We start from the raw sequence: 22,159 nt of genomic DNA on the forward strand, positions 1-22,159 counted from the left end.
CAACGGTCAGCCAGACGGTCGGCCAGGGGTGAGCCCGAGGACCGCCGGCGCAGCAGTCAGGGAGTGCGAATGTTCGAAAGGTTCACCGACCGCGCGAGGCGGGTGGTTGTCCTGGCCCAAGAAGAGGCCCGGATGCTCAACCACAACTACATCGGCACCGAGCACATCCTCCTGGGGTTGATCCACGAGGGTGAAGGTGTCGCCGCCAAGGCGCTGGAGTCGTTGGGGATCGCGCTGGAGGGCGTCCGCCAGCAGGTCGAAGAGATCATCGGCCAGGGTCAGCAGGCCCCATCCGGCCACATCCCCTTCACCCCGCGCGCCAAGAAGGTGCTCGAGCTGTCACTGCGCGAAGCGCTGCAGCTCGGACACAACTACATCGGCACGGAGCACATCCTGCTCGGCCTGATCCGCGAGGGCGAGGGCGTCGCCGCGCAGGTGCTGGTCAAGCTCGGCGCGGACCTCAACCGGGTGCGCCAGCAGGTCCTCCAGCTCCTGTCCGGCTACTCCGGCGGCAAGGAGCCGGCCGAGTCCGGCGGCCGCGGTGAGGGCACCCCGTCCTCGTCCCTGGTCCTCGACCAGTTCGGGCGCAACCTGACCGCCAGCGCGCGGGAGGGCAAGCTCGACCCGGTGATCGGGCGCACCAAGGAGATCGAGCGGGTCATGCAGGTGCTGTCCCGCCGCACCAAGAACAACCCGGTCCTGATCGGCGAGCCCGGCGTGGGCAAGACCGCCGTCGTCGAGGGCCTGGCCCAGATGGTGGTCAAGGGCGAGGTGCCCGAGACGCTCAAGGACAAGCAGCTCTACACGCTGGACCTGGGTTCGCTGGTCGCGGGCTCGCGCTACCGCGGTGACTTCGAAGAGCGCCTGAAGAAGGTGCTCAAGGAGATCCGCACGCGCGGCGACATCATCCTGTTCATCGACGAGATCCACACCCTGGTGGGCGCCGGCGCCGCCGAGGGCGCGATCGACGCCGCGTCGATCCTCAAGCCCATGCTGGCCCGCGGCGAGCTCCAGACCATCGGCGCGACCACCCTCGACGAGTACCGCAAGTACGTCGAGAAGGACCCCGCCCTCGAGCGCCGGTTCCAGCCGATCCAGGTCGGCGAGCCGTCGCTGGAGCACACGATCGAGATCCTCAAGGGTCTGCGGGACCGGTACGAGGCGCACCACCGCGTCTCGATCACCGACTCCGCGCTGGTCGCCGCCGCCACGCTGGCCGACCGGTACATCAACGACCGGTTCCTGCCGGACAAGGCGATCGACCTCATCGACGAGGCGGGCGCGCGGATGCGCATCCGCCGGATGACCGCGCCGCCGGACCTGCGCGAGTTCGACGAGAAGATCGCCGACGTGCGCCGGGACAAGGAGTCCGCGATCGACGCGCAGGACTTCGAGCGCGCCGCGAAGCTCCGCGACCAGGAGAAGACGCTGCTGGGCCAGAAGGCCGAGCGGGAGAAGCAGTGGAAGGACGGCGACCTCGACGTCGTCGCCGAGGTGGACGACGAGCAGATCGCCGAGGTGCTGGCGAACTGGACCGGCATCCCCGTGTTCAAGCTCACCGAGGAGGAGACCACGCGTCTGCTCCGCATGGAGGACGAGCTGCACAAGCGGATCATCGGCCAGGTCGACGCCGTCAAGGCGGTCAGCCAGGCGATCCGCCGCACGCGGGCGGGTCTGAAGGACCCGAAGCGCCCGTCGGGCTCGTTCATCTTCGCCGGCCCGTCCGGTGTGGGTAAGACCGAGCTGTCGAAGGCGCTGGCGAACTTCCTGTTCGGCGAGGACGACGCCCTCATCCAGATCGACATGGGCGAGTTCCACGACCGCTACACGGCGTCGCGCCTGTTCGGTGCCCCTCCCGGCTACGTCGGCTACGAAGAGGGCGGCCAGCTCACCGAGAAGGTGCGCCGCAAGCCGTTCTCCGTGGTGCTGTTCGACGAGATCGAGAAGGCTCACCAGGAGGTCTACAACACGCTGCTCCAGGTGTTGGAGGACGGCCGCCTGACCGACGGTCAGGGCCGGACGGTGGACTTCAAGAACACCGTCATCATCTTCACGTCCAACCTGGGCACGTCGGACATCAGCAAGGCCGTCGGCTTGGGCTTCACCTCGGGTCAGGACACCGCGTCCAACTACGAGCGCATGAAGAACAAGGTCAACGACGAGCTGAAGAAGCACTTCCGGCCCGAGTTCCTCAACCGCATCGACGACATCATCGTCTTCCACCAGCTCACGCAGGACGAGATCATCAAGATGGTGGACCTGATGATCGCCCGCGTCGAGCAGCAGTTGAAGAACAAGGACATGGCGATCGAGCTCACGGATCGCGCGAAGAGGCTGCTGGCCAAGCGCGGGTTCGACCCCGTGCTGGGCGCCCGGCCGCTGCGCCGCACGATCCAGCGCGAGATCGAGGACCAGCTGTCGGAGAAGATCCTGTTCGGAGAGATCCAGGCCGGCCAGATCATCATCACCGACGTCGAGGGCTGGGACGGCGAGTCCGAGGCCGACGACAAGGCGCACTTCACCTTCCGCGGCGAGACCAAGCCGCTGCAGGTGCCGGACGCCCCGCCGGTCGACCTGGCCGCCTCCGGTGGCGACTCGGGCGGCGACTCGGACTCCGAGTCCGCCTGATGTGACGATCGACCGAAACGCCCCCCGGGTTCGCCCGGGGGGCGTTTCGCTTTCCGGACGGCCGGTGGACGGCCGGCGGACGGCTGGCGGAAGGGTTCGGTGGGGTCCGTCGGGGGCCGTGGGACGGGGCAGGGATCGGCGCAGAGATCGGTGCCACGATCCGCGTAGGTCCGCCGCTCGATGCAAATCCCCGGCCGTCAGTGCAGGTCAGCCGGGGTGCGTGCAGATCCACGGCCGTCGATGCAACTTTGCAGTTGTTGGTGCAGGTCAGTGCCAGGTCAATGCGGGTTGGTGCAGGGGTTCGGTGCCGGTCTGCGGCCGTTAATGCAGGTTTGCAGATCTCAGGTGCAGATCGGTGCGGGGTTGGTGCAGGGCTGCGGCGGGTCAGTGCAGGGTGCCGGCGGTGACGTGCAGGTCGGTGGACGCGGCCAGCGACGTGCGGACGATCAGCTTCAGCGCCCGCGCCGTGGTGGCGACAGGCAGGCTGGGGTGGCCGCCCGCCTCGGCCTGCTCCGGCGAGAACGGCACGTGCACGAACCCGCCGCGCACGTGCGGGTGCTCGGTCGCGATCAGGTGCATGAGGCCGTAGAACACGTGGTTGCACACGAACGTGCCGGCCGAGTGCGACACCGACGCCGGGATGCCCTCGGCCGCCACCGCCGCCACGCACGCCTTCACCGGCAGCCCGGTGAAGTACGCCGCCGGCCCTCCTCGCACCACGGGCTCGTCGATGGGCTGTGCACCCGCGTTGTCCGGGATCCGGGCGTCGTCCAGGTTCACCGCGACGCGCTCCGGCGTGATCCCGACCCGCCCACCCGCCTGGCCGACGCACACGACGAGGTCGGGGCGATGCGCGGCGAGCGCGTCCCGCAGCACGGCGATCGACTCGTCGAACACGCACGGCAGGCGCAACTTCGTCAGACGGTAACCGTCCGGTCGCACGGCGTCGACCGCGTCCCACGACGGGTTGGTGACCTCCCCGCCGAACGGCTCGAACCCCGTCAGCAAAACTTCCACTCAGGCAGACTAGATCGCGTGGTCGACATCGAGGAACGCCGCACCAGGCGCAAGGGGACGACGTTCTTGCTGGTGGTGGCGGCCATCGCCTTCCTGCTCGCGGCGCTCACCCGGCTGCTCGGCATCGACGGCACGCGGTACATGGTCGCGACGACCGCCCTGACGCCCTACTTCACCGCCGCAGGCGTGGTCCTGGGCGCGCTGGCGCTGCTGCTGCGGCGCTGGGCGGTCGGCACGGTGACGTTGCTGGTCGCGGTGGTGCTGGTGGCGGCGGTCGCGCCGCGGGCGTTCCCCGACTCACGGCCGGTCGGCGTCGGCCAGGAGGTCACCGTGATGGCGGCGAACCTGCTGGTCGGCATGGCCGACGCGGAGGCGGTCGTGGCGGCGGTGCGGGCGCACGACGTCGACGTGCTCACGCTGCAGGAGCTGACCCCGGAGATGGTGCGCGACTTCGAGCGCGCGGGCCTGGACGAGGTGCTGCCCTACCGGCACTTCCTGGACGAGCCGGGCGGCTCCGGGTCCGGCATCGCGTCGCGCTACCCGGTGTTCCCCCGCACGCTCACGCCGCCCAGCACGTTGCGCCAGGCGGGCGCGCTGGTCGACGTGCCCGGCGAGGACATCGAGGTGCTGTCCGTGCACCCGCTGCCGCCGGTGGTCGACGCCGGGCCGGAGAGCTGGCAGCGCGACATGGCGGGCCTGCCGGAACGGGAGCTGGACGGGCCGGTGCGCGTGCTCGCGGGCGACTTCAACGCCACCCTGGACCACGTGGGCCTGCGCCGGCTGCTCAACACCGGTTACGCGGACGCCGCCGACCAGGTCGGCGCGGGCATGAACCCGACCTGGCCGGCCGGCGCGCTGTGGCCGCCGCCGGTGGCCATCGACCACGTGCTGGTCGACGAGCGGTGCCCGGTGGAGGAGTTCACCGTGGTCGACATCCCCGGCTCGGACCACCGGGCCGTCCTCACCCGATTCGTCGTGCCAACTCGGTGATCGCCGCCAGCGCGCCCATCGGCAACGACACACCACGCCCGTGCCGCACCTCCGGCTCGCGCGGGTTGATCCTGATCAACGCGCCCGACGCGGCACTGGCCAGCTCCGCCTGACGCCGCACGGTCGGCACCGCGACACCCGCGCCCAGCTCCAGCACGGCGAGGTTCCGGTGCGCGCGCCGCCACTGGGCGAGCCCGTCCAACGCCTTCTGCGACGGCCCGCCGAGCCACGACCAGTCGCCGAACATGAGGATGTTCGGCCTCGCCAGCCCGCCGCAGTTGCGGCACGACGGCAGCGGCCCGGTCGCGCGCATCGACTCGGGGTCCACGTCCACCACGACGTCGTCGGCGGGCCACACGTCGTCCGTGCACGGCTCCACGCACTGCAGGTGGTGGATCGACCCGTGCACCTCGGCCACGTCGGCGAACCCGGCCCGCTGGAACTGGCCGTCCACGTTCGACGTGAACACCCGCGCGCCCCACTCGCGCAGCACGCGGAACCCGTCGTGCGGCATCGTGCGCCGGTACAGGTCGAGCCGGTGCCCGTAGAAGCCCCAGGCGAGCGTCGGGTCCTCCACGAAGTGCACCGGGTCGGCCAGTTCCTCGAACCGCAGCCCCAGCCGCTCGTAGGGCGGGTACGCCTGCCAGAAGCCGGCCGCGCCGCGGAAGTCGGGCAGGCCGGAGTCGACGCCCATCCCCGCGCCCGCGCACACCAGCACCGCGTCGGCGGAGGAGATCAGCTCCGCCGCGCGGTCGAGCGCCTCGTTCACCGCCGGGATGCCACTTCCGGGGGAGTCACTTCTTCGCTTGGGAGCTGAGCACGACCTCGAACTCCAGCAGGTCGGACCCGGTGCCGACCGGCTTGGCGCGCTCGCCCGAGTGCGCCTCCTTGGCCCGGCCGCCCATCCAGTTCTGGAAGTCCTCTTCGGTCTCCCACTGCGTGACCACGAAGTACCGCTCGTCGCCCTTGACCGGCCGCAGGAGCTGGAAGCCGAGGAAACCGGGCTCGGAGTCCACCGCGCCCAGCCGCGCGGCGAACCGCTTCTCCAGCTCCGGGCCCGAGCCGTCGGGCACGTGGATCGCATTGATCTTCACAACAGCCATGCCCCGACGTTACTGCGCCGCGGCCGGTTCCGTCTCGTGGCGGGCGCGGTGCGCGCGGACCTTGTGCCTGTTGCCGCACCGCTCCATCGAGCACCAGCGGCGGTTGCCCGCCCGGGACGCGTCCACGAACAGCAGGCCGCAGTCGGCCGCCGAGCACGCCCGCACGCCGCCGTGCGCGACGAGCTCGACCGCGTCACGGGCCGCCGCGCCGAGCACCTGCGTGCCGGTGATCGGCCGGGCCCAGGTGAGCGCCCGCGTGCGGGGGTCGACGACCGGCCGGGGCGTCTCGGCGGTGGCCGCGTTCAGCACCTCCAGGCCCTCCGCCGGCAGGTCGGCGCCCTCGGCCAACGCCCGCGCCACTCCCCAGAACGCGTCACGCAGCCGCTTCACCGCGACCAGCTCGGCTTCGATGACGCGCACGTCGGCCGCGGTGAACGGCGCGGTCGCGGCCAGGCGCGAGTCGACCAGCCACGCCGCCAGGTCGTCCGGCCGGTGCAGCGCCTCGAACACGCGCAGTTCGCCCGGACCGCCGCTGACCAGGAGTTCCATCGCGAAGCTGCCGGGGTCGAAGCGGAAGCTCTGCCCGTCCGGGCGGGTCAGCGTCCTCGTCCAGGTGGCCATGTAACCACTGTAGCCAGTTTCACCGGCCGGTCCGGCGAGTCACCGGCGCAGCGGACCCGGGTACAGGAACTCGTCGGCGGGCGCCTCGTCGCCGCGGAACCACGCGGTGAAGAACGCGTCCAGGTCCTGCCCCGACACCTGCTCCGCGTGCGCCTCGAACTCCGGCCACGACGCGTTGCCGCCCCGGTTCGCGGCCGTCCAGTCCTTGACCACGCGGTCGAAGGCGGGGTCGCCGATCTGGCGGCGCAACGCGTGCAGGGCGAGCTGCCCCTTGTCGTAGACGCCGCGGAACTCGTTGCCGCGGCCCATGTCGTAGAGCTTGCGGCCCCAGTACGTCTCGCGGTCGGCGACCCGCTCGACCTCGGCGAGGTAGCGGTCGTCCAGGTCGACGCCCTGCTTGGCCTCCGCCCACAGCCACTGGGCGTAGGAGGCGAAGCACTCGTTCAGGCAGATGTCGGCCCAGTTCTCCAGGCTCACCGAGTCGCCGAACCACTGGTGCGCCTGCTCGTGCACCACGGTGTCGAGGTCGGCCCAGCCCGCGTAGATGGGCCGGGTCTGGGTCTCCAGCGAGAAGCCGATGTCGTCGGCCAGGAAGATCCCGCCCGCCGAGGAGAACGGGTAGGGCCCGAACTTCTCCGACAGGAGCGCGAGCACCTCCGGCAGCCGCTCCTGGTGCTGCCTGCCGCCCTCCGCGCCCGGCGCGTAGGCGTCCACCACGGGCGTGCCGTCGGGCAGCGTGGACCGCTCGACGGTCCACCGGTCGATCGCGATCGTGGTCAGGTAGGTGGCCATCGGCTGCTCGGCGACCCAGCGGAACGACGTCCAGCCGTCGGCGGTGGTGGAGCCGCCCTCGACGCCGTTGGAGATCACCGACCAGCCCTCCGGCACGCGGGCGGTCAGCGCGAACGACGCCTTGTCGCGCGGGGTGTCGTTGGCGGGGAACCAGGTGGTCGCCGAGTGCGGCTCGCCCGCCGCGAACGCGCCGCCGGACGCGGAGACCTGCCAGCCGCTGCGGCCCAGCGCGCGGTCCTCGAACAGGGTCGGCACGCCGCCGTACCGGACGGTGGTGGTGAACTCCTCGCCGTCGGCCAAGGGCGCTCCGGGCGTGACGACCAGCTCGTGGTCGCCCTCCTGCCGGTAGTCGGCCGCCTGATCGCGCACGTCGACGCCGGAGACCTCCAGCGCGTACAGGTCGAGGTTGAACCGGGACAGGTCGGCGGTCGCCCTGGCGGTGATCCTCGCGACCCCGTCCAGCCGCTTCGTCGCCGGGTCGTAGGTGACCGACACGTCGTACGCGCTGACGTCGTAGCCGGTGTTGCCGTCCTGCGGGTAGTACGCGTCGCCCGCGCCGTCGCCGCCCTCGGCGTTCACCACGGAGGGGGTGGTCGCGGGCGTCGGCGTCGCGCCCGGCTGGTCCCTCGGCAGCCTGGCCACCACGATCCCGGCCACCACCAGCACCACGATGACGACGATCAGGTACGGGCGCGCCTTGGGACTGATGGCCATGCCGACATGATGCACGCATGAGCGTTGCGGAGTTCGGGGGATCGGGGCAGGGCATCCTGCTGCTCCACGGCCTGATGAGCCGGGCGAGCACGTGGTGGACGGTCGCGCAGTGGCTCAAGCCGTACGGGCGCGTGGTCGCCCCGGACGCGCGGGGGCACGGCCGCAACCCGGTGCGGGGGCCGTACCGGACGGAGGACTTCGTCGCCGACGCCGCCGAGGTGATCGAGCGGCACGACCTCGCGCCCGCCGTGGTGATCGGGCACTCGATGGGCGGGCTGCACGCGTGGGCGCTCGCCGCGACCCGGCCCGACCTGGTGCGCGCGGTCGTGGCCGAGGACGTGGTGCCGGACAACCGCGGCCGCACGGTCGACGAGTGGAAGTGGTACTTCGACTCGTGGCCGCCCGCGTTCGAGTCCCTGGCGCACGTCCGGACGGTCGTGGACGTGCCGCGGGTGGAGGAGATGTTCGAGGAGCGCGAGGACGGCTGGCACCTCATCGCGCAACTGCCCGACCTGTACGAGATCGCCTCCGAGTGGGGCGAGCGGGCGTACTGGGATCACGTGGACGCGATCCGGTGCCCGACGCTCGTGGTCGAGGCGGGTCGCGGCGGGCTGCGGGCCGGGCAGATGGCCGAGGTGGCGCGGCGGACCGGGGGGACGCACCTGGTGGTGCCGGAGTCCGGGCACGTCGTGCACGACGAGGCGCCGGAGGTCTACCGGGGCGCGGTGGAGGCGTTCCTGAGCGGGTCGATCGACCCCGTCTGAGTGTCCACGATCGCCATCTCGCGGGTCTTGGCGCGGATCGGCGTGATCGGGTGCAGCTCGGCGAACGCGGCCTTCACCTCGGCGTCCTCGCCGTCGACCAGCGTGCAGTGCGGCACCCAGCTGCCCGGCAGGTGCCGGCTGTTCGGGTGCTTCACGCGGCCCGCGAGGACGTCGTGCACGGCCGAGTGCACGGCCAGCAGCTCGGCGTCGACGACCGCGCCGAGCTGCAGCGTGTTCTCCGTGGCGCTGAGGGTGTGCAGCCAGACGTCGGGCAGCCACAGCCGGGACAGGTCCTCGCGCAGCTCGGCGCGCACCTTCGGCCCGATCGTGCCCGCCGCCGCGTACGTCAGGTGCGGCGGCAGCTGCGACCTCGCGCCGATCCGCCGCCACAGGGACCGCACGGCCTGGTCGGCCTCGGCGTCGAAGAACACCACGAGCACGTGCACGGTCAGTGCTCCCCGGGCAGCGCGAACAGGCCCTCGTCGGTCTGCTCGACCAGGCCGTCGACGAGCAGCGAGTGCAGGCACCGGTCCCGCTGGCCCGCGTCCGACCAGACCACGTCGAGCCGGGTCTTCGCCACGGGTTCGCTGGTGCCGCGCAGCACGTCCAGCAGCAGGCCGCGCACCTGCCGGTCGGTGCCCGCGAACTTCTGCACGACCTTCGCCGGGCCGTCGTACGCGGGACGGCCGTTGAGCTGCCACGCGCACGCGGCGAACACGGGGCAGTCGGCGCACTTGGGCGCGCGGGCCGTGCAGACGAGCGCCCCCAGCTCCATCAGGGCGGCGGAGTAGACCGCGGCGCGCGCCTTTTCTTCGGGGAGGAGGGCTTCGACGTCCTTCATGTCCTTGGTGGTGGACGGCGGACCGGCGTCGCCCGCGCCGTGCACGGCCCGTGCCACGACGCGGCGGACGTTCGTGTCGACCACCGGGCACCGCTGCCCGTAGGCGAACGCCGCGACGGCCCGTGCCGTGTACGCGCCGATGCCCGGCAGGGCCAGGAGGGTGTCCACGTCGCTCGGGACCACGTCGTCGTGCAGCTCGGCGATGGCCTGCGCGGCGGCGTGCAGCCGGAGGGCGCGGCGCGGGTAGCCGAGCTTGCCCCAGGCCCGCAGCACCTCGCCCTGGGTCGCCGCGGCCATCGCCGACGGCGTCGGCCAGCGGGCCAGCCACTCGTGCCAGATCGGTTCGACCCGCGCGACGGGGGTCTGCTGCAACATGATCTCGCTGACCAGCACGCCCCACGCCGTGCACTCCGGCCGTCGCCAGGGCAGGTCGCGGGCGGTGTCGGCGAACCAGTCGAGGAGGAGCTCGGCGTCCAGGCTCATAGCGACGCACAGTCTTCCACGACCGGTTCGCCGCCCGGTCACACGACTTCGGTCAGCTCTCCGGTGTGCACGTCGTAGACGAAGCCGCGCACCTGGTCGCGGTGCGGGAGGAAGGCGCTGTGCCGGACCCGGTTCATCGAGCCGCGCACGCTGTCCTTCACCTCGCGGAACGCCTCCACCGACCACGTGGGGCGCAGGCCGGAGTCCTGCTCCAGCTCGTCCTTGAACTCGTCCTCGGTGACCAGTTGCAGGCCGCAGTTCGTGTGGTGCACCAGCAGCACCTCGCGGGTGCCGAGCTTGCGCTGGCTCAGCGCCAGCGAGCGGATCATGTCGTCGGTCACCACACCGCCGGCGTTGCGCAGCACGTGCGCCTCACCCTGCTGGAGGCCGAAGATCTCGAACACCCGGATGCGGGAGTCCATGCAGGTCAGGATGGCCACGTTCATCGAAGGTCGCGGCGAGGAACGGTCGCCGGGAACGATGTTGCCCAATTCGGCGTTGCGGCGCAGCAGCTCGTCGATCGCGGTCATCGCACACCTCCCGTGTTCCCTCGGATTGGAACCCGGCTCCCGCATGGCGGGCAAGTGGATCGGGGCGAACCTCACGTTCACCTCATCGGAGGACCGATGCCTCCCGGGCAATTCCAGGTGACCCGGCTACCTTCGACGGCGTGACCGAGCACACAGGCCCGCACCCGCGGTCGGTGTACTGGCGGCGCCGCGCGCTGGCGGTCGCCGGGTCGGTGGTCGCGCTGGTGCTCGTGGTCTGGCTGGTCGGCGTGCTGGTCGGGCGCGGTGACCCGGCGCCGGTGGCCGCCCAGCCGTCGTCCCGCCCGCCGGAGCCGCCCGCGACGCCCGTGGTCGCCTCGTCGTCCTCGACGACACCCCCTCCGCCGCCCGCGTCCCCTCCTCCCACCCTGCCGCCGGGTCCGCCACCGCCGTGCGACGACGCGCAGGTGGCCGTGGTGGCCGAGGTGGACCAGCCCTCCGCTCCCGCCGGGCAGCCCGTGGGGTTCACGATCGTCATCTCCAACACCGGCCCGCTGCCGTGCGCGAAGGAGATCGGGCGGCAGGTGCGCGAGCTGGTCGTGACGAGCGTGGACGGCGCGACGCGGCTGTGGTCGAGCAACGACTGCTTCGCCACCCGGGGGTCCGAGGTGCGCGTGATGCAGCCGGGGGAGCGGTTCAGCTACAGCCTGCGGTGGACGGGCGGCACGTCGGAGCCGGGGTGCCGCAAGCACTCCAGGCTGGGCGCGGGCGACTACCTGCTCACCGCGGTGGTGGCGGGCAAGGCGAGCAACCCGGTGATCTTCCGCGTGACGTGAGGTCGGGGCCGCGGCTGAATCCGGTGACGACGGTCAGGTGGACGGGCGGTTGGCCCGCTCTTCGTCCTGGATGCGGCGCAACTGCCGTCGGTACTCCTCCAGCAGTGCGGCCTCGCCTGCCTCGCCGGTGGCTTCACGTTTGTTGTTGATCACTACGGTCGCGGCGAACGCCGCTCGGGCGACCGGCCGGCGGAGCAATCTTTCCACGTCGATGTTCTGAATCCACTCGTTGCCCGCGGCGGTGGCCCGTCCTTCACCTGTGTACACCGACCACTTCGATTCCGAATCGGAGTGCGCGGCTCGCGCGGAAAGCCTTTCGAGGAGACGCAGGAGTTTGCCGAGCAGGCCCGTGCCGAGGTCGTATCCCGACCTGTCGCGTAACCCGTCGCCCGGCATGGACGGAGTATGGGGTAAGTCCGGGTCCGGGTCAATGCGCTGGTCGCTGGTCAAACTCATCGGTGACCGTCCCATCCGGTGTTTTCGCCCGTGTCCCGCGAGGCGAGCCAGTAGTAGCTGTACGTCCGTGTCACCCAGACGAATGAAGAAACTGTGAAGTTCAGCAATGCCAAAGATGCGAGCAGTTGCCACCAGGTGCTGTCGATCAGCATCAGTTCGAACGTCGACTTCCTGGTCATCTCGTCCGCCGTCTGCGCCATGTACAGACCGCTCGCCAGCAGCGAGATGATGATCGTGGTCAGCGACGATGCGCGTGAGGCCAAGGTGCCGCCGAGCAGTTGGCCCGCGCCTTTGTCGAAGCCCACGAAGGCCGCGGCCAGCGCGGGGAACGCGAGGACGAGCGCCGGGAAGTCGCTGTCGAACGTCTTGTTGGCCGCCGAGATCACCACGCCCGCGATGTAGATCAACGCGAAGCTCGCGAGTGCCGCCATCATCGTCGGGGCCATGGATCCGGGCGGGGTCTCGTGGAAGCGCATCCGCACCCGCAGGTTGTCGGCGAGGTCGGCCGGGATGGACCGGAGGTACAGGTGCAGGTAACCCTGGCCGAGGCGCTTGCGGAAGCGCTTGTAGGGATCGGAGGGCTTGCGCGCCTCGTTGCGAGAGCTGAACCGGCCGTTGCCGTTGATCAACTCCTGTTCGCCGAGGTGCATGCCGTCCGGGGCGAACACGTTGAGGTGGTAGGAGCGGGCCAGCGCGGCGTTGTTCAGCTGGATCTCGAGGCTGATGGGTCGGGTGCCCAGCAGCATCCGGGCGCGGTCGCGGAGGTATCGGGCGAGCTGCCTGACCGGGGCGCGGACGAGGTGCGGGATGATGTACCGCTGGTAGGTCACGATGGCCCGGCCGCCTTGGAACACGTCGTGCGGCAGCACTACGACAATGGCGTAGTTGCCGGCCATCTTCGTGATCAGGCCGACGGTCAGCCTGAGCAGCTCCACTTCGTCGTCGGCCTGTCCGGGCTGGTCGTCCTTCAGTCTCGTCGCGATCCGCTCGATGTCGGAAACGCACTGCGCGAGATCCTTCGCCTGGGCGGATTCGATCCGGCCACGCCGGGCGATGTGGCCGAACGCCGTGGAGGTGATGGCGTCCAGCCGGTCGCGGTCGGCCGGGCTCACCTTGAGCTTGGGCGCCGCGAGCAGTGCCCGGAGCATGCTGGCCATGAGGACGAGGTACTCGTGATAGGTCAACGTGGCCGCCGTGTCGTCCCCGTTGATCCGCAGCACGAGGTGGTCCTGCAGCGATCCCTTCGGAGGGGTCATCAGTGGGTAGATGACGTCGACGTCCTCGTTGCCCTTGCCCCTATTGCCCTCATCCTCGTCGTCCTTGACGGCGGTGGACTTCACCGTCGTGGAGACGGACTGGTGGAGGACCCGCCGGATCGGCCGGATCTCCTCGATGATGCGGCTCCGGGTCGCTTTCGGGTTGATCAGCGAGTCGACGAACATCGGCAGCTGCGCTTCGGAGAGGGAGCTGCTGAACTCGCTCTTCTCATCCCGGAACCGCTCGTAGTCGGCGTCCACGACCTGGATGTCGGACTTGAACCGCTTGCGAGTGGGCAGGAATTGGAAGATGTAGACGTGGCACGCGGTCGAGGAGATGAGCATGAATAACGAGAAACCGAGGTAGGCGTGCCAATGCGACTCCGCGTACTGCCATGACCCGCTGGCCGTCACGACAACCGAGGAAAAGGACAGGACCATGGTGACGACGAACGCGAAGCGGAGGGCACCGCGTTCGTGCAAGCGCTTCTTCTCGCCCGGGTCGAGGACGTCTTCGGCGGCATCCGTGTCGATCGCGGCGCTCATCGCCCGCCCCCGCCGTCCGTGTCACGATGATCGCGACTCATGCTGCCTCCCGGCCCGACACCATTGTCCTTGCGCTCGCTCCGACGACCTAGCTCCGCTCGGTGGAACCTCGCGGGTACTATCGGTGACATGCCCGCGGTGTTACTCGTATGCACGGTGGTGACCGGAACGGCCCATTCCGCATTTCTCGGATAGGTGACTAATGCTATTCCGTCGCCATTCGGAATCATGCCGATTCGGTGAGTGGCGCTCACGTCCCACGTCCGGTCCCCGACGGACGTTCCTCGTCGCAAACGGAAGCAGGGGTCCCCGTGCGGGGACCCCTGCGTGGTGTTCGAGGGCGGTGTCAGGCCGGACGTGCGGTCACGGGCCGAACCAGCGTTCCTCCGCCGTCCCGCGCGGTGGGGCGGCGGTGGTGCCGTGGATCAGTTCGGTGGACAGGGTGACGGCTCGGGGGCGCGTGCGCTCGGCCGAGTCGAGCAGCAGCTTGCCCGCCGCGCGGCCCTTTTCCAGGACCGGCTGGCGCACCGTGGTCAGACCGGCCTGCTCCGCCTCGCGGATGCCGTCGAAACCGGTGACGGTGATGTCGACCGGCACGCGCAGGCCGCGCCGCTGGACCTCCGCCATCGCGCCCAGGGCCAGTATGTCCGACGTGCAGATCAACGCGGTGATCTGCGGGTCGCGCTCCAGCACCTGCGCCGCCGCCGACGCGCCCGACGCCATGGTGTGGTCGAACCGCTCCGCCACCGGCACGGTCGCCCAGTCCACGCCGACCGACGCGAACGCCTGCGCCAATCCGGCCAACCGGGCCCGCTGCACGTGGAAGTGCGCCGCCTGCTGCCGCTCCGGCACGACGAAGTCGTCGTTGCGGTCACGGGCCAGCCGCATGCACACCACGCCGACCCGCCGGTGCCCCAACGAGATCAGGTGCTGCGCCAGCGCGTGCATGGCCGCCTGGTCGTCGATCCCGACGCGGTCGACGTTGCCGAGATCGGGCTGGTCGCACACGACCGTCGGCACGGGCCGCTCCAGCACCGCCGCCAGGTGCGGGTCGTCGTCGGGCACGGAGTACACCACGAAACCGTCCACCCCGGCCCGGTGCACGGCCGCCACGTCCTCGCGCTCGGGGTTCGCCGGCACGAGCAGCAGCCCGGTGCCGGCGTCCTCGCACGCGAGCGCCAATCCCTCCAGGAACCCGATCGCCGCCGGGTCGCGGAACGCGTAGGACAGGTTCTCGGTGAGCAGCAGGCCCACCGCACCGGCCTTCCTCGTCCGCAGTGAACGGGCCACGGGGTCGGGCCCCGGGTACCCGAGTCGTCTCGCTGTCTCCAACACCCGGCGTCGCAGCTCTGGCGAGAGCTGGTCGGGACGGTTGTACGCGTTGGACACCGTTGTCCGGGAAACACCCAGCTCCGCCGCCAGTGAGGCGAGCGTCGCGGGGCGTCGCACATGCATCGACCGCGCCATGAAGTGACCGTAACGGTTCAGAACCATTTGCAGAAGTGGGGGTGACCGGCGTCCCTCTAAATCGTCATCAGTGCAGCTGGGGGTGGGTTACCTCAGGGTACAATGGTCTAAACCAATAGGGGCTCAGCGGACGACTCGCGCACGACCAACCGCGGTCGGAAAACACGCGTGTAATTGCCCGCCGGACGTCGTCGCCGATCGGGGTCGAGCCGGTGCACCAGCTCGTCGACGGCCGCCGCCGCCATCTCCTCGATCGGCTGCGCCAGCGTGGTCAACGACGGCGAGCAGTACGACGCCAGCGGGATGTCGTCGAACCCCACCACGGACAGGTCCCGCGGCACGGTCAGCCCGCGCCGGTGCGCCTCCCGCAGCACGCCGATCGCCATGTGGTCGGACGAGCAGATCACCGCCGTCGGCCGCACGGTGTCCAGCAGCGTCGCCACCGCCTCCGCCCCGCCCTCCGGCCCGAACGGCGCGTGCGCCACGAAGTCGGACGTCGCGGGCAGCCCGTCCTCCTCCAGCGCCGCCGCCCACCCGGCCCGCTTGAGCCGCGACGGCAGCGCCCGCGCCGGCCCCGACACGAACCCGATCCGCCGGTGGCCCAGCTCGACCAGGTGCCGGGTCGCCGCGTACCCCGCGTGCTGCTCGTCCACGGTCACGTCCGGCACGTCCAGCGACGGCGTCGCCCCGTTGAGGAACACCATGTGCACGCCGTCGGCCAGCAGCTTCGCGTAGTACGACGGCCGCGGCGCCTGGCCGAGCGGCACCTCGACGTTCGTGATCTCCGGCGACACGAACACCATGCCCTCGACGCCGCGCGCGAGGAGCATCCGCACGTACTCCTCCTCGCCCATCGCACCCGCGCCGGTGGCCCGCGTGTTGCACAGCAGCGACGAGTACCCCAGCCGCGCGGCCCGCACCTCCAGCGCCTCGGCGAACGCCGGGAACACGGGGTTCGACAGCTCGGGCACGAGCAGGCCGATCACGCCGGTGCGCTGCAGCGCACCCAGCCCGCGCGGGGTGTAAGGCATTTCCGCAAGCACCGCGAGCACCCGCTGGCGCGTCTCGTCGTTCACGCCCGCCCGGCGGTTGAGCACCCGGCTGACCGTGGAGATGCTCACCCCGGCTGCCCTGGCGATCTCGGACAGACCGGACACCGTGCCTCCTCGCAGACTTGTGGGTGACGTGCAGCCTGCCGTCAGCGGCAAATTTTTGCAACGCCCACCTTGGTTTCCGTCGGCCGGACCGGGCCGTTACGGCTTGGTTACGTCAAGACCCTTGACCCGGCCCTGGTCGGCGGGATGAAATCCGCGTCAACAATTTCGCAAGTTCTTGCAAGAGCCTTCATCACGGTGGAGGCCCGCAGGAGGGACGACAGCAACGATGCGACGTACCACCCTCGTGACCGCAGTGGCGGCCGTTTCCGCCCTCGTCCTCACCGCGTGCGGTGGTGGCGACGGCGGATCGGCGTCCGGCGACTCCGGCGAGATCACCTTCTGGGACACCAGCGGCCCGAACGAGGGCCCGGCGTTCGCCGCGATCGCGCAGGAGTGCGCGACCAAGGGCGGCTACAAGGTCAAGACCGAGACCGTGCCCTTCGACGCGGCCCTGAACAACTACAAGACCGCCGCGCAGGGCGGCCAGGGCCCGGACGTCTTCCGCGCCGAGGTCGCGTGGGTGTCGCAGCTGGCCAAGCTCGGCTACGTCGCCGACCTGGCCGGCACGGACCTGGTCAAGGACACGTCCGACTTCCTGGACACGCCGCTGGGCTCCACCAAGTACGACGGCAAGACCTACGGCGTCCCCCAGGTCACCGACTCGCTGGCGCTGTTCTACAACAAGAAGCTGCTGGCCGACGCCGGTGTCGAGCCGCCGAAGACGTGGGACGAGGTCAAGGCCGCCGCGGCCAAGCTGGGCGGCGAGAAGACCATCTTCGTCAACAACGACGCCTACTACGCGCTGCCGTTCATCTACGGCGAGGGCGGCGACCTGGTCGACGCCGACGCGAAGAAGATCGTGGTCAACTCCGCGGACAACGTGAAGGCGCTGGAGACCGCGAAGGGCCTGCTGGACGCCAAGGCCGCGTCCACCGCGCTCGACCCGACCAACTCCTACAACAACATGCAGGCCGCGTTCACCTCGGGCGAGGTCGCCATGGTGGTCAACGGCCCGTGGTCGGTCGCCGACTACCTCAAGGGCGCCGCGTTCGCCGACCCCGCCAACCTGGGCATCGCGCCCGTCCCCGGCGCCACCGCGGGCAAGGGCTCCGCGCCGGTCGGCGGCCACGACTACGTGATCCGCCAGGGCACCAAGGCCAAGGACTCCTCGGTCAAGTTCATCGCCTGCATGAGCAGCACCGAGTCGCAGGTGCGCATCGCCAAGGAACTGGGCCTGCTGCCCACCCGCAAGTCGGCCTACGAGAACGCCGACGTGAAGGCCAACGCGGTCGTGTCCTCGTTCGAGCCGGTCGTCACCGCCGCCCACCCGCGGGCGTGGATCCCCGAGGGCGGCGAGCTGTTCGACCCGCTGAAGATCGCCTACGCCGACGTGCTGGCGGGCAAGAAGGACGCCAAGACGGCGCTGGACGAGGTGGCCAAGAAGTACAAGGACACCGTCCTGCCCGAGTACACCGTCGGCTGACCATCCCTCGCGGCGCCCGGCCCGAACGCGGGCCGGGCGCCGCGGGGCAGCGAAGGGAGACTTCGGTGCGCAGGTTCCTGGACCGGCACTGGTACGCGTACGCGATGGTGCTGCCGGTCGTGGTGGTCATCGCGGTGTTGGTGCTGTTCCCGCTCGCCCAGGGCGTGTTCTTCACCTTCACCGACATCAACGAGGGCAACATCGCCAACCCGATCCTCGACCGGCCGGCGACCTACGTCTCCGTTGGCCTCGACAACTACCTGAACGTCCTGTCCGGCGACGCCAGCTACGGCGCGTTCTGGTCGACGCTGGTGCGCACGCTGGTGTGGACGTTCGGCTGCGTGTTCTTCCACTACACGATCGGCCTCGGCCTCGCGCTGCTGCTCAACCGGGAGGTGCGCGGCCGGGCGGCGTACCGGGTGCTGCTGATCCTGCCGTGGGCCGTGCCCGCGTTCATCAGCGCGTTCGCGTGGAAGTACATGTTCAACGCGCAGTACGGGATCATCAACCAGTTCCTGCGCTTCCTCGGCCTGGACGACCCGCCGGTGTGGCTCGGCCAGTCCGACTGGGCGCTGGTCGCGGTGATCATCGTCAACGTGTGGCTCGGCGTGCCGTTCATGATGGTGGCGCTGCTGGGCGGGCTCCAGTCGATCCCCGGCGACCTCTACGAGGCAGCCGAGGTGGACGGGGCGACGGCGTGGCAGCGGTTCCGCAACGTGACGCTGCCCGGCCTGCGGTCGGTGTCCAGCACGGTGGTGCTGCTGGGCATCATCTGGACGTTCAACATGTTCGCGATCATCTACCTGATCACCGGGCCGAACCCGAACACCCGGATCCTGGTGACCTACGCGTTCGAGCGGTTCTTCTCCGGCGCGTCCCGCGACTTCGCGGTGGCGTCGACCTACGGCGTGCTGATCCTGTCCGTGCTGCTCGTGTTCGCGGGCGTGTACCGGCGTGCGCTGCGCAAGCAAGGCGAGGTGTGGTGATGACGGTCGAAGCCGCTTCGTTGAAGGCGGTCCCGCGGGCCCGGGCGCCCAAGCGCTCGCAGCGGTCGCCCCTGGCCAGCGTCGGGCTGCACGCCGCGCTGGTGGTGGCGTCGCTCATCGCGGTGTTCCCGGTGTTCTGGGTGCTGGTGACGTCGTTCAAGCCGGACGCCAAGGCCGTGGAGACCACGCCGAAGCTGGTCAACGACTCCAGCCTGGACAACTACGGGCGCATCCTGGCGGGGGAGAAGGGCGACTTCCTCGCGTGGTTCGGCAACTCGGTGCTGATCGCGCTGATGACCACGGTGCTGGCGGTGTTCCTGTCGGCGACGACGGGCTACGCGGCGTCGCGGTTCCGGTTCCCGGGCAAGCGGTCGCTGATGCTGTCGTTCCTGGTCGTGCAGATGTTCCCGTTCGCGGTGCTGATCGTGCCGCTGTACAACATCCTGCTGGCGCTCGGGCTGCAGGGGACGTCGCTCGGCCTGGTGCTCGTCTACTGCACGACCGCCGTGCCGTTCTGCACGTACATGCTGAAGGGCTACTTCGACACCATCCCGACCGACATCGACGAGGCGGGGCGGGTGGACGGCCTGTCGCCGTTCGGCGTGTTCTGGCGGCTGGTGCTGCCCCTGGCCCGGCCGGGGCTGGCCGTGACGGCGTTCTACGCGTTCCTGACGGCGTGGGGCGAGGTGGCGTTCGCGTCGGCGTTCCTGTCGGCGGCGGACGAGTCGAAGACGCTGGCCGTGGGGCTGCAGGTGTTCGTCCAGCAGAACCGGACCGAGTGGGGCCACCTGGCGGCCGCCTCGATCCTGGTCGCGATCCCCGCGATCGTGGTGTTCTACCTGGTGCAGAAGTTCCTGGTGACGGGCCTGTCGTCGGGCGCGGTGAAGGGCTGATGCCGACGGGGGCCTCCGCCTCGTCGCGGAGGCCCTCCCATCACACCTCGATGACCTCGACCAACTCCTCCAGGCCGACGAAGTCCTTCGGGTTGCGGGTGTAGAGCGGCAGGTCGTTGGACGAGGCGATGGCGGCGATCATCAGGTCGAACTTGCGCGACCGGGGGGCGCGGCCGGCTGCGATCGTCAGGCCGACCAGGCTGCCGAACCGAGCGGACGCCCGTCGGTCGAAGGGCAGCGGGTAGTAACCCGCGATCGCGGCACGCAACCGCTTGCCGCGATCGTCGCGGGCTGTCGCCTCCTTCGCCAGCGCGACGCCCTGCTGCAGTTCCGCCAAGGTGATGGTGGTCAGTTCGAAGCGCTCCGGGAGTTCCATCCGGTCGACCTTCGCCAGGTCGATGTAAACGTTGGTGTCGAGGACACCGGCCGGTCGACGTTCAGCCACGCCGACGCTCCCACGGGTCGTCGTCGCCGAGGCGGTCCTCGTTGCCCCAGAACTCGTCCGCCTCCGCGCGCATCTCCGCGTAGTCGACCGGCGGCAGGTCCTTGACCACGGCGATGACCTCGTCGGTGTTCAAGGGCTGCCGGTACGTCGGGGGGCGCAGTTCGGCGACCTCGGTGCCGTCGCGGGTGACGTGATAGGTCTCGCCAGCCTCGACTGCTTCCATGATTTGAGCGGGGTTCTGGTCGAACTCCCGTTGATCGATGACCTTCATGGCGGAGAGGTTAGGGAGCCGGCGCACCCCGCGCCAGCGGCAATACCGCTGGTCAAAGGCCTGGTCCGGACGCCTCGATCGGGTGATCGCCGGCCCACCGGACCCGGTAGACGGCGGGCATCGGCATGGTCTTCAGGAAGGCCCAGTCGACGGCGTGACCGGCTGCCAGCAGGGTACGTGCGGCGAACGTGCCGTGCGTCCCGATGAGCACCACGCCACCGTCGTGCTCCTCGGCCACCGCGGTCAACGCCCGCCGCACCCGGTCGCCGAGCGCGGTCAGGCTCTCGCCACCCGGTCGAGCGAAGTCCGGGTGCTCCCAGCTGTGCGCGTAGTGTCGCGCGTAGTCGGGCGTCGGTGGGATGCCCGAGTCCCACTCCCGCAGGTCCCACCTGGTCTCGACGGTCATGCCCAGGGCGTCGGCGGTCGGCTGCACGGTCTGAACGGCCCGCGGGTAAGGGCTCGACAGGACCGCCGTCGGACGCAGCGCCAGCAGCTCTTCCACCAGCTCACGCGCCTGGACCAGCCCCGACTCGCGCAACGGCCGGGCCAGCTCGTCCGGTCCGCCTGGGGTGGGTGCGACGGAGGTCGCGTGACGGACGAGCACCAGGGAAGCGGCCATGTTCCACCAGTACCAGGCGCTGAACCGATGCGGAACTAGACCAATTCACCCGTTCCCGTAAGCGCTTGCAATCCCTAGCGTTGCGGCAAAGCTCGGGTAGTGAAAGGTGCGTGGCATGGCTGAGGTCGCCTACGTCAAGGCTTCGCGGATCTTCTCCGGCAACCCGCCGGTCCGCGCGGTCGACGAGTTGTCGTTGGACGTCACCGACGGCGAGTTCCTGGTCCTGGTCGGTCCGTCCGGCTCCGGCAAGTCGACCGCGCTGCGGATGCTCGCGGGTCTGGAGGACGTGGACGAGGGCGCCATCCACATCGGCGGCAAGGACGTCACCAACGTCCCGCCCAAGGGCCGTGACATCGCGATGGTGTTCCAGTCCTACGCGCTGTACCCGCACATGACGGTCGCGGAGAACATGGGCTTCGCGCTCAAGCTGCGCGGCGTCAACAAGACCGAGATCCGGGAGAAGGTCGCCGAGGCGGCCAAGATGCTGGACCTCGAGAAGTACCTGGACCGCAAGCCGAAGGCGCTCTCCGGCGGCCAGCGGCAGCGCGTCGCGATGGGCCGCGCGATCGTCCGCGAGCCCTCCGTGTTCCTCATGGACGAGCCGCTGTCCAACCTGGACGCGAAGCTCCGCGTGGAGACCCGCGCGAACATCGCCGCCCTCCAGGCCCGCCTGGACACCACCACGATCTACGTCACGCACGACCAGGTCGAGGCCATGACCATGGGCCACCGGGTCGCCGTGCTCAAGGACGGCCTGCTCCAGCAGTGCGACACCCCGCGCGCGCTGTACGACAAGCCGGCCAACGCGTTCGTCGCCGGCTTCATGGGCTCGCCCGCGATGAACCTCAAGACCGTGCCGCTGACGTCGGAGGGCGCGAAGCTCGACGGCATCGTGGTGCCGCTGGAGCGCCGCGCGCTGGACAAGGCGGCGGGCGAGGGCCTGTCCGAGGTCACGTTCGGCATCCGGCCCGAGTCGCTGGCCCTGGTCAGCTCCTCGGAGCAGGGCATGGACATGACCGTCGAGCTGGTCGAGGAGCTGGGCGCGGACGCGCTTATGCACGGCTCGGTCCGCATCGGCGACGTGCCCGAGCGGTTCGTGGTCCGCGTCGACGGCCGCACGCCGCCCACCCTGGGCCAGACCGTCAAGGTCGCGGTGCGTGACGCCGGTGAGGTCCACCTGTTCCACCCGGAGTCCGGCCACCGCCTGACCGACTGACGATCTTCGAGCCCCAGGGGCCACCTCCCGTGCCGCGGTGAGGTGGCCCCTGTGGTGCGTAAAACACCCGGTCGGTGGGCGTGTCGG

Annotated in this window: 23 protein-coding genes; 8 read left to right on the forward strand and 15 right to left on the reverse strand. The window is 70.2% G+C overall.

Annotated elements, in window-relative coordinates; translation table 11 throughout:
• The first annotated feature begins 69 nt into the window (after positions 1 to 69).
• Positions 70 to 2,628: an ATP-dependent Clp protease ATP-binding subunit gene (locus tag ABTZ99_RS27430; protein WP_498779341.1), complete on the forward strand. Its 2,559-nt coding sequence runs from the start codon at positions 70 to 72 to the stop codon at positions 2,626 to 2,628.
• Positions 2,629 to 3,012: 384 nt separating this feature from the next.
• Here ABTZ99_RS27430 and pcp read toward each other — a convergent pair whose 3' ends face one another.
• Positions 3,013 to 3,645: a pyroglutamyl-peptidase I gene (pcp, locus tag ABTZ99_RS27435; protein WP_499615138.1), complete on the reverse strand. Its 633-nt coding sequence runs from the start codon at positions 3,643 to 3,645 to the stop codon at positions 3,013 to 3,015.
• Between the two features lie 18 nt (positions 3,646 to 3,663).
• On the opposite strand from pcp, the gene ABTZ99_RS27440 reads away from it, so the two are divergent.
• Positions 3,664 to 4,635, forward strand: a complete 972-nt coding sequence (locus ABTZ99_RS27440; protein ID WP_499615141.1) for an endonuclease/exonuclease/phosphatase family protein — start codon at positions 3,664 to 3,666, stop codon at positions 4,633 to 4,635.
• Here ABTZ99_RS27440 and ABTZ99_RS27445 read toward each other — a convergent pair.
• From ABTZ99_RS27445 to ABTZ99_RS27460, 4 genes are read right to left on the reverse strand one after another with little or no spacing between them, the layout of a single operon-like run.
• Positions 4,607 to 5,404 (reverse strand): SIR2 family NAD-dependent protein deacylase, encoded by a 798-nt coding sequence (locus tag ABTZ99_RS27445; RefSeq protein ID WP_498779346.1) that lies wholly within the window; start codon positions 5,402 to 5,404, stop codon positions 4,607 to 4,609. The two genes, ABTZ99_RS27440 and ABTZ99_RS27445, sit on opposite strands and share 29 nt — an antisense overlap.
• Before the next feature lie 25 nt (positions 5,405 to 5,429).
• Positions 5,430 to 5,738: an antibiotic biosynthesis monooxygenase family protein gene (locus ABTZ99_RS27450; protein ID WP_123744476.1), complete on the reverse strand. Its 309-nt coding sequence runs from the start codon at positions 5,736 to 5,738 to the stop codon at positions 5,430 to 5,432.
• 9 nt (positions 5,739 to 5,747) lie between these two features.
• Positions 5,748 to 6,359, reverse strand: a complete 612-nt coding sequence (locus tag ABTZ99_RS27455) for a CGNR zinc finger domain-containing protein (RefSeq protein ID WP_499615143.1) — start codon at positions 6,357 to 6,359, stop codon at positions 5,748 to 5,750.
• 39 nt (positions 6,360 to 6,398) lie between these two features.
• The gene (locus ABTZ99_RS27460; protein WP_499615145.1) at positions 6,399 to 7,865 is read right to left on the reverse strand and encodes a M1 family metallopeptidase; all 1,467 of its coding nucleotides are present in this window, start codon (positions 7,863 to 7,865) and stop codon (positions 6,399 to 6,401) included.
• Between the two features lie 17 nt (positions 7,866 to 7,882).
• On the opposite strand from ABTZ99_RS27460, the gene ABTZ99_RS27465 reads away from it, so the two are divergent.
• Complete coding sequence (locus tag ABTZ99_RS27465; RefSeq protein ID WP_499615148.1) at positions 7,883 to 8,629, forward strand: alpha/beta fold hydrolase; 747 nt, start codon at positions 7,883 to 7,885, stop codon at positions 8,627 to 8,629.
• On the opposite strand, the gene ABTZ99_RS27470 is transcribed toward ABTZ99_RS27465, so the two are convergent.
• Genes ABTZ99_RS27470 through ABTZ99_RS27480 form a run of 3 tightly spaced genes read right to left on the reverse strand, consistent with a single transcriptional unit; the run spans position 8,578 to position 10,483 of the window.
• Positions 8,578 to 9,075 (reverse strand): 2'-5' RNA ligase family protein, encoded by a 498-nt coding sequence (locus ABTZ99_RS27470; protein WP_498779352.1) that lies wholly within the window; start codon positions 9,073 to 9,075, stop codon positions 8,578 to 8,580. The two genes, ABTZ99_RS27465 and ABTZ99_RS27470, sit on opposite strands and share 52 nt — an antisense overlap.
• 2 nt (positions 9,076 to 9,077) lie before the next feature.
• A complete protein-coding gene (locus ABTZ99_RS27475) occupies positions 9,078 to 9,953 on the reverse strand; it encodes an HhH-GPD family protein (RefSeq protein WP_498779353.1) in 876 nt (291 codons plus the stop codon).
• 38 nt (positions 9,954 to 9,991) lie between these two features.
• On the reverse strand, positions 9,992 to 10,483 hold the full coding sequence (locus tag ABTZ99_RS27480) for a beta-class carbonic anhydrase (RefSeq protein WP_498779355.1): 492 nt from the start codon (positions 10,481 to 10,483) through the stop codon (positions 9,992 to 9,994).
• A gap of 140 nt (positions 10,484 to 10,623) precedes the next feature.
• On the opposite strand from ABTZ99_RS27480, the gene ABTZ99_RS27485 reads away from it, so the two are divergent.
• Complete coding sequence (locus tag ABTZ99_RS27485; RefSeq protein ID WP_499615151.1) at positions 10,624 to 11,277, forward strand: hypothetical protein; 654 nt, start codon at positions 10,624 to 10,626, stop codon at positions 11,275 to 11,277.
• A gap of 33 nt (positions 11,278 to 11,310) precedes the next feature.
• On the opposite strand, the gene ABTZ99_RS27490 is transcribed toward ABTZ99_RS27485, so the two are convergent.
• The 4 genes from ABTZ99_RS27490 to ABTZ99_RS27505 form a co-directional block, all read right to left on the reverse strand.
• Positions 11,311 to 11,733, reverse strand: a complete 423-nt coding sequence (locus ABTZ99_RS27490; protein ID WP_498779359.1) for a hypothetical protein — start codon at positions 11,731 to 11,733, stop codon at positions 11,311 to 11,313.
• Positions 11,730 to 13,535, reverse strand: a complete 1,806-nt coding sequence (locus ABTZ99_RS27495) for a hypothetical protein (RefSeq protein ID WP_499615154.1) — start codon at positions 13,533 to 13,535, stop codon at positions 11,730 to 11,732. The genes ABTZ99_RS27490 and ABTZ99_RS27495 overlap by 4 nt, the downstream gene beginning before the upstream one ends.
• Positions 13,536 to 13,898: 363 nt before the next feature.
• A complete protein-coding gene (locus ABTZ99_RS27500) occupies positions 13,899 to 15,002 on the reverse strand; it encodes a LacI family DNA-binding transcriptional regulator (protein WP_498786914.1) in 1,104 nt (367 codons plus the stop codon).
• A 107-nt stretch (positions 15,003 to 15,109) separates the two neighbouring features.
• Positions 15,110 to 16,159 (reverse strand): LacI family DNA-binding transcriptional regulator, encoded by a 1,050-nt coding sequence (locus ABTZ99_RS27505; protein ID WP_230569940.1) that lies wholly within the window; start codon positions 16,157 to 16,159, stop codon positions 15,110 to 15,112.
• 226 nt (positions 16,160 to 16,385) lie between these two features.
• Here ABTZ99_RS27505 and ABTZ99_RS27510 point away from each other — a divergent pair, with 226 nt between their 5' ends.
• The 3 genes from ABTZ99_RS27510 (at position 16,386) to ABTZ99_RS27520 (ending at position 19,521) form a co-directional block, all read left to right on the forward strand.
• Positions 16,386 to 17,642: an extracellular solute-binding protein gene (locus ABTZ99_RS27510; RefSeq protein ID WP_498786916.1), complete on the forward strand. Its 1,257-nt coding sequence runs from the start codon at positions 16,386 to 16,388 to the stop codon at positions 17,640 to 17,642.
• Between the two features lie 65 nt (positions 17,643 to 17,707).
• The gene (locus ABTZ99_RS27515; protein WP_498777868.1) at positions 17,708 to 18,628 is read left to right on the forward strand and encodes a carbohydrate ABC transporter permease; all 921 of its coding nucleotides are present in this window, start codon (positions 17,708 to 17,710) and stop codon (positions 18,626 to 18,628) included.
• The gene (locus ABTZ99_RS27520) at positions 18,628 to 19,521 is read left to right on the forward strand and encodes a sugar ABC transporter permease (RefSeq protein WP_499615158.1); all 894 of its coding nucleotides are present in this window, start codon (positions 18,628 to 18,630) and stop codon (positions 19,519 to 19,521) included. The genes ABTZ99_RS27515 and ABTZ99_RS27520 overlap by 1 nt, the downstream gene beginning before the upstream one ends.
• A gap of 40 nt (positions 19,522 to 19,561) precedes the next feature.
• On the opposite strand, the gene ABTZ99_RS27525 is transcribed toward ABTZ99_RS27520, so the two are convergent.
• Genes ABTZ99_RS27525 through ABTZ99_RS27535 form a run of 3 tightly spaced genes read right to left on the reverse strand, consistent with a single transcriptional unit; the run spans position 19,562 to position 20,856 of the window.
• The gene (locus tag ABTZ99_RS27525) at positions 19,562 to 19,966 is read right to left on the reverse strand and encodes a type II toxin-antitoxin system VapC family toxin (protein ID WP_499615161.1); all 405 of its coding nucleotides are present in this window, start codon (positions 19,964 to 19,966) and stop codon (positions 19,562 to 19,564) included.
• Entirely contained in the window at positions 19,959 to 20,237 is a 279-nt protein-coding gene (locus ABTZ99_RS27530; RefSeq protein ID WP_230569936.1) for a type II toxin-antitoxin system Phd/YefM family antitoxin, read from the reverse strand. Before ABTZ99_RS27530 ends, ABTZ99_RS27525 begins: the two co-directional genes overlap by 8 nt.
• Positions 20,238 to 20,289: 52 nt before the next feature.
• Positions 20,290 to 20,856: a histidine phosphatase family protein gene (locus ABTZ99_RS27535; protein ID WP_499615164.1), complete on the reverse strand. Its 567-nt coding sequence runs from the start codon at positions 20,854 to 20,856 to the stop codon at positions 20,290 to 20,292.
• A gap of 115 nt (positions 20,857 to 20,971) precedes the next feature.
• On the opposite strand from ABTZ99_RS27535, the gene ABTZ99_RS27540 reads away from it, so the two are divergent.
• Positions 20,972 to 22,072, forward strand: a complete 1,101-nt coding sequence (locus ABTZ99_RS27540; protein WP_230569934.1) for an ABC transporter ATP-binding protein — start codon at positions 20,972 to 20,974, stop codon at positions 22,070 to 22,072.
• Positions 22,073 to 22,159 lie beyond the last annotated feature (87 nt).

The sequence above is a fragment of the Actinosynnema sp. NPDC002837 genome (assembly GCF_040295345.1).
In the GTDB taxonomy this organism is placed as follows: domain Bacteria; phylum Actinomycetota; class Actinomycetes; order Mycobacteriales; family Pseudonocardiaceae; genus Actinosynnema.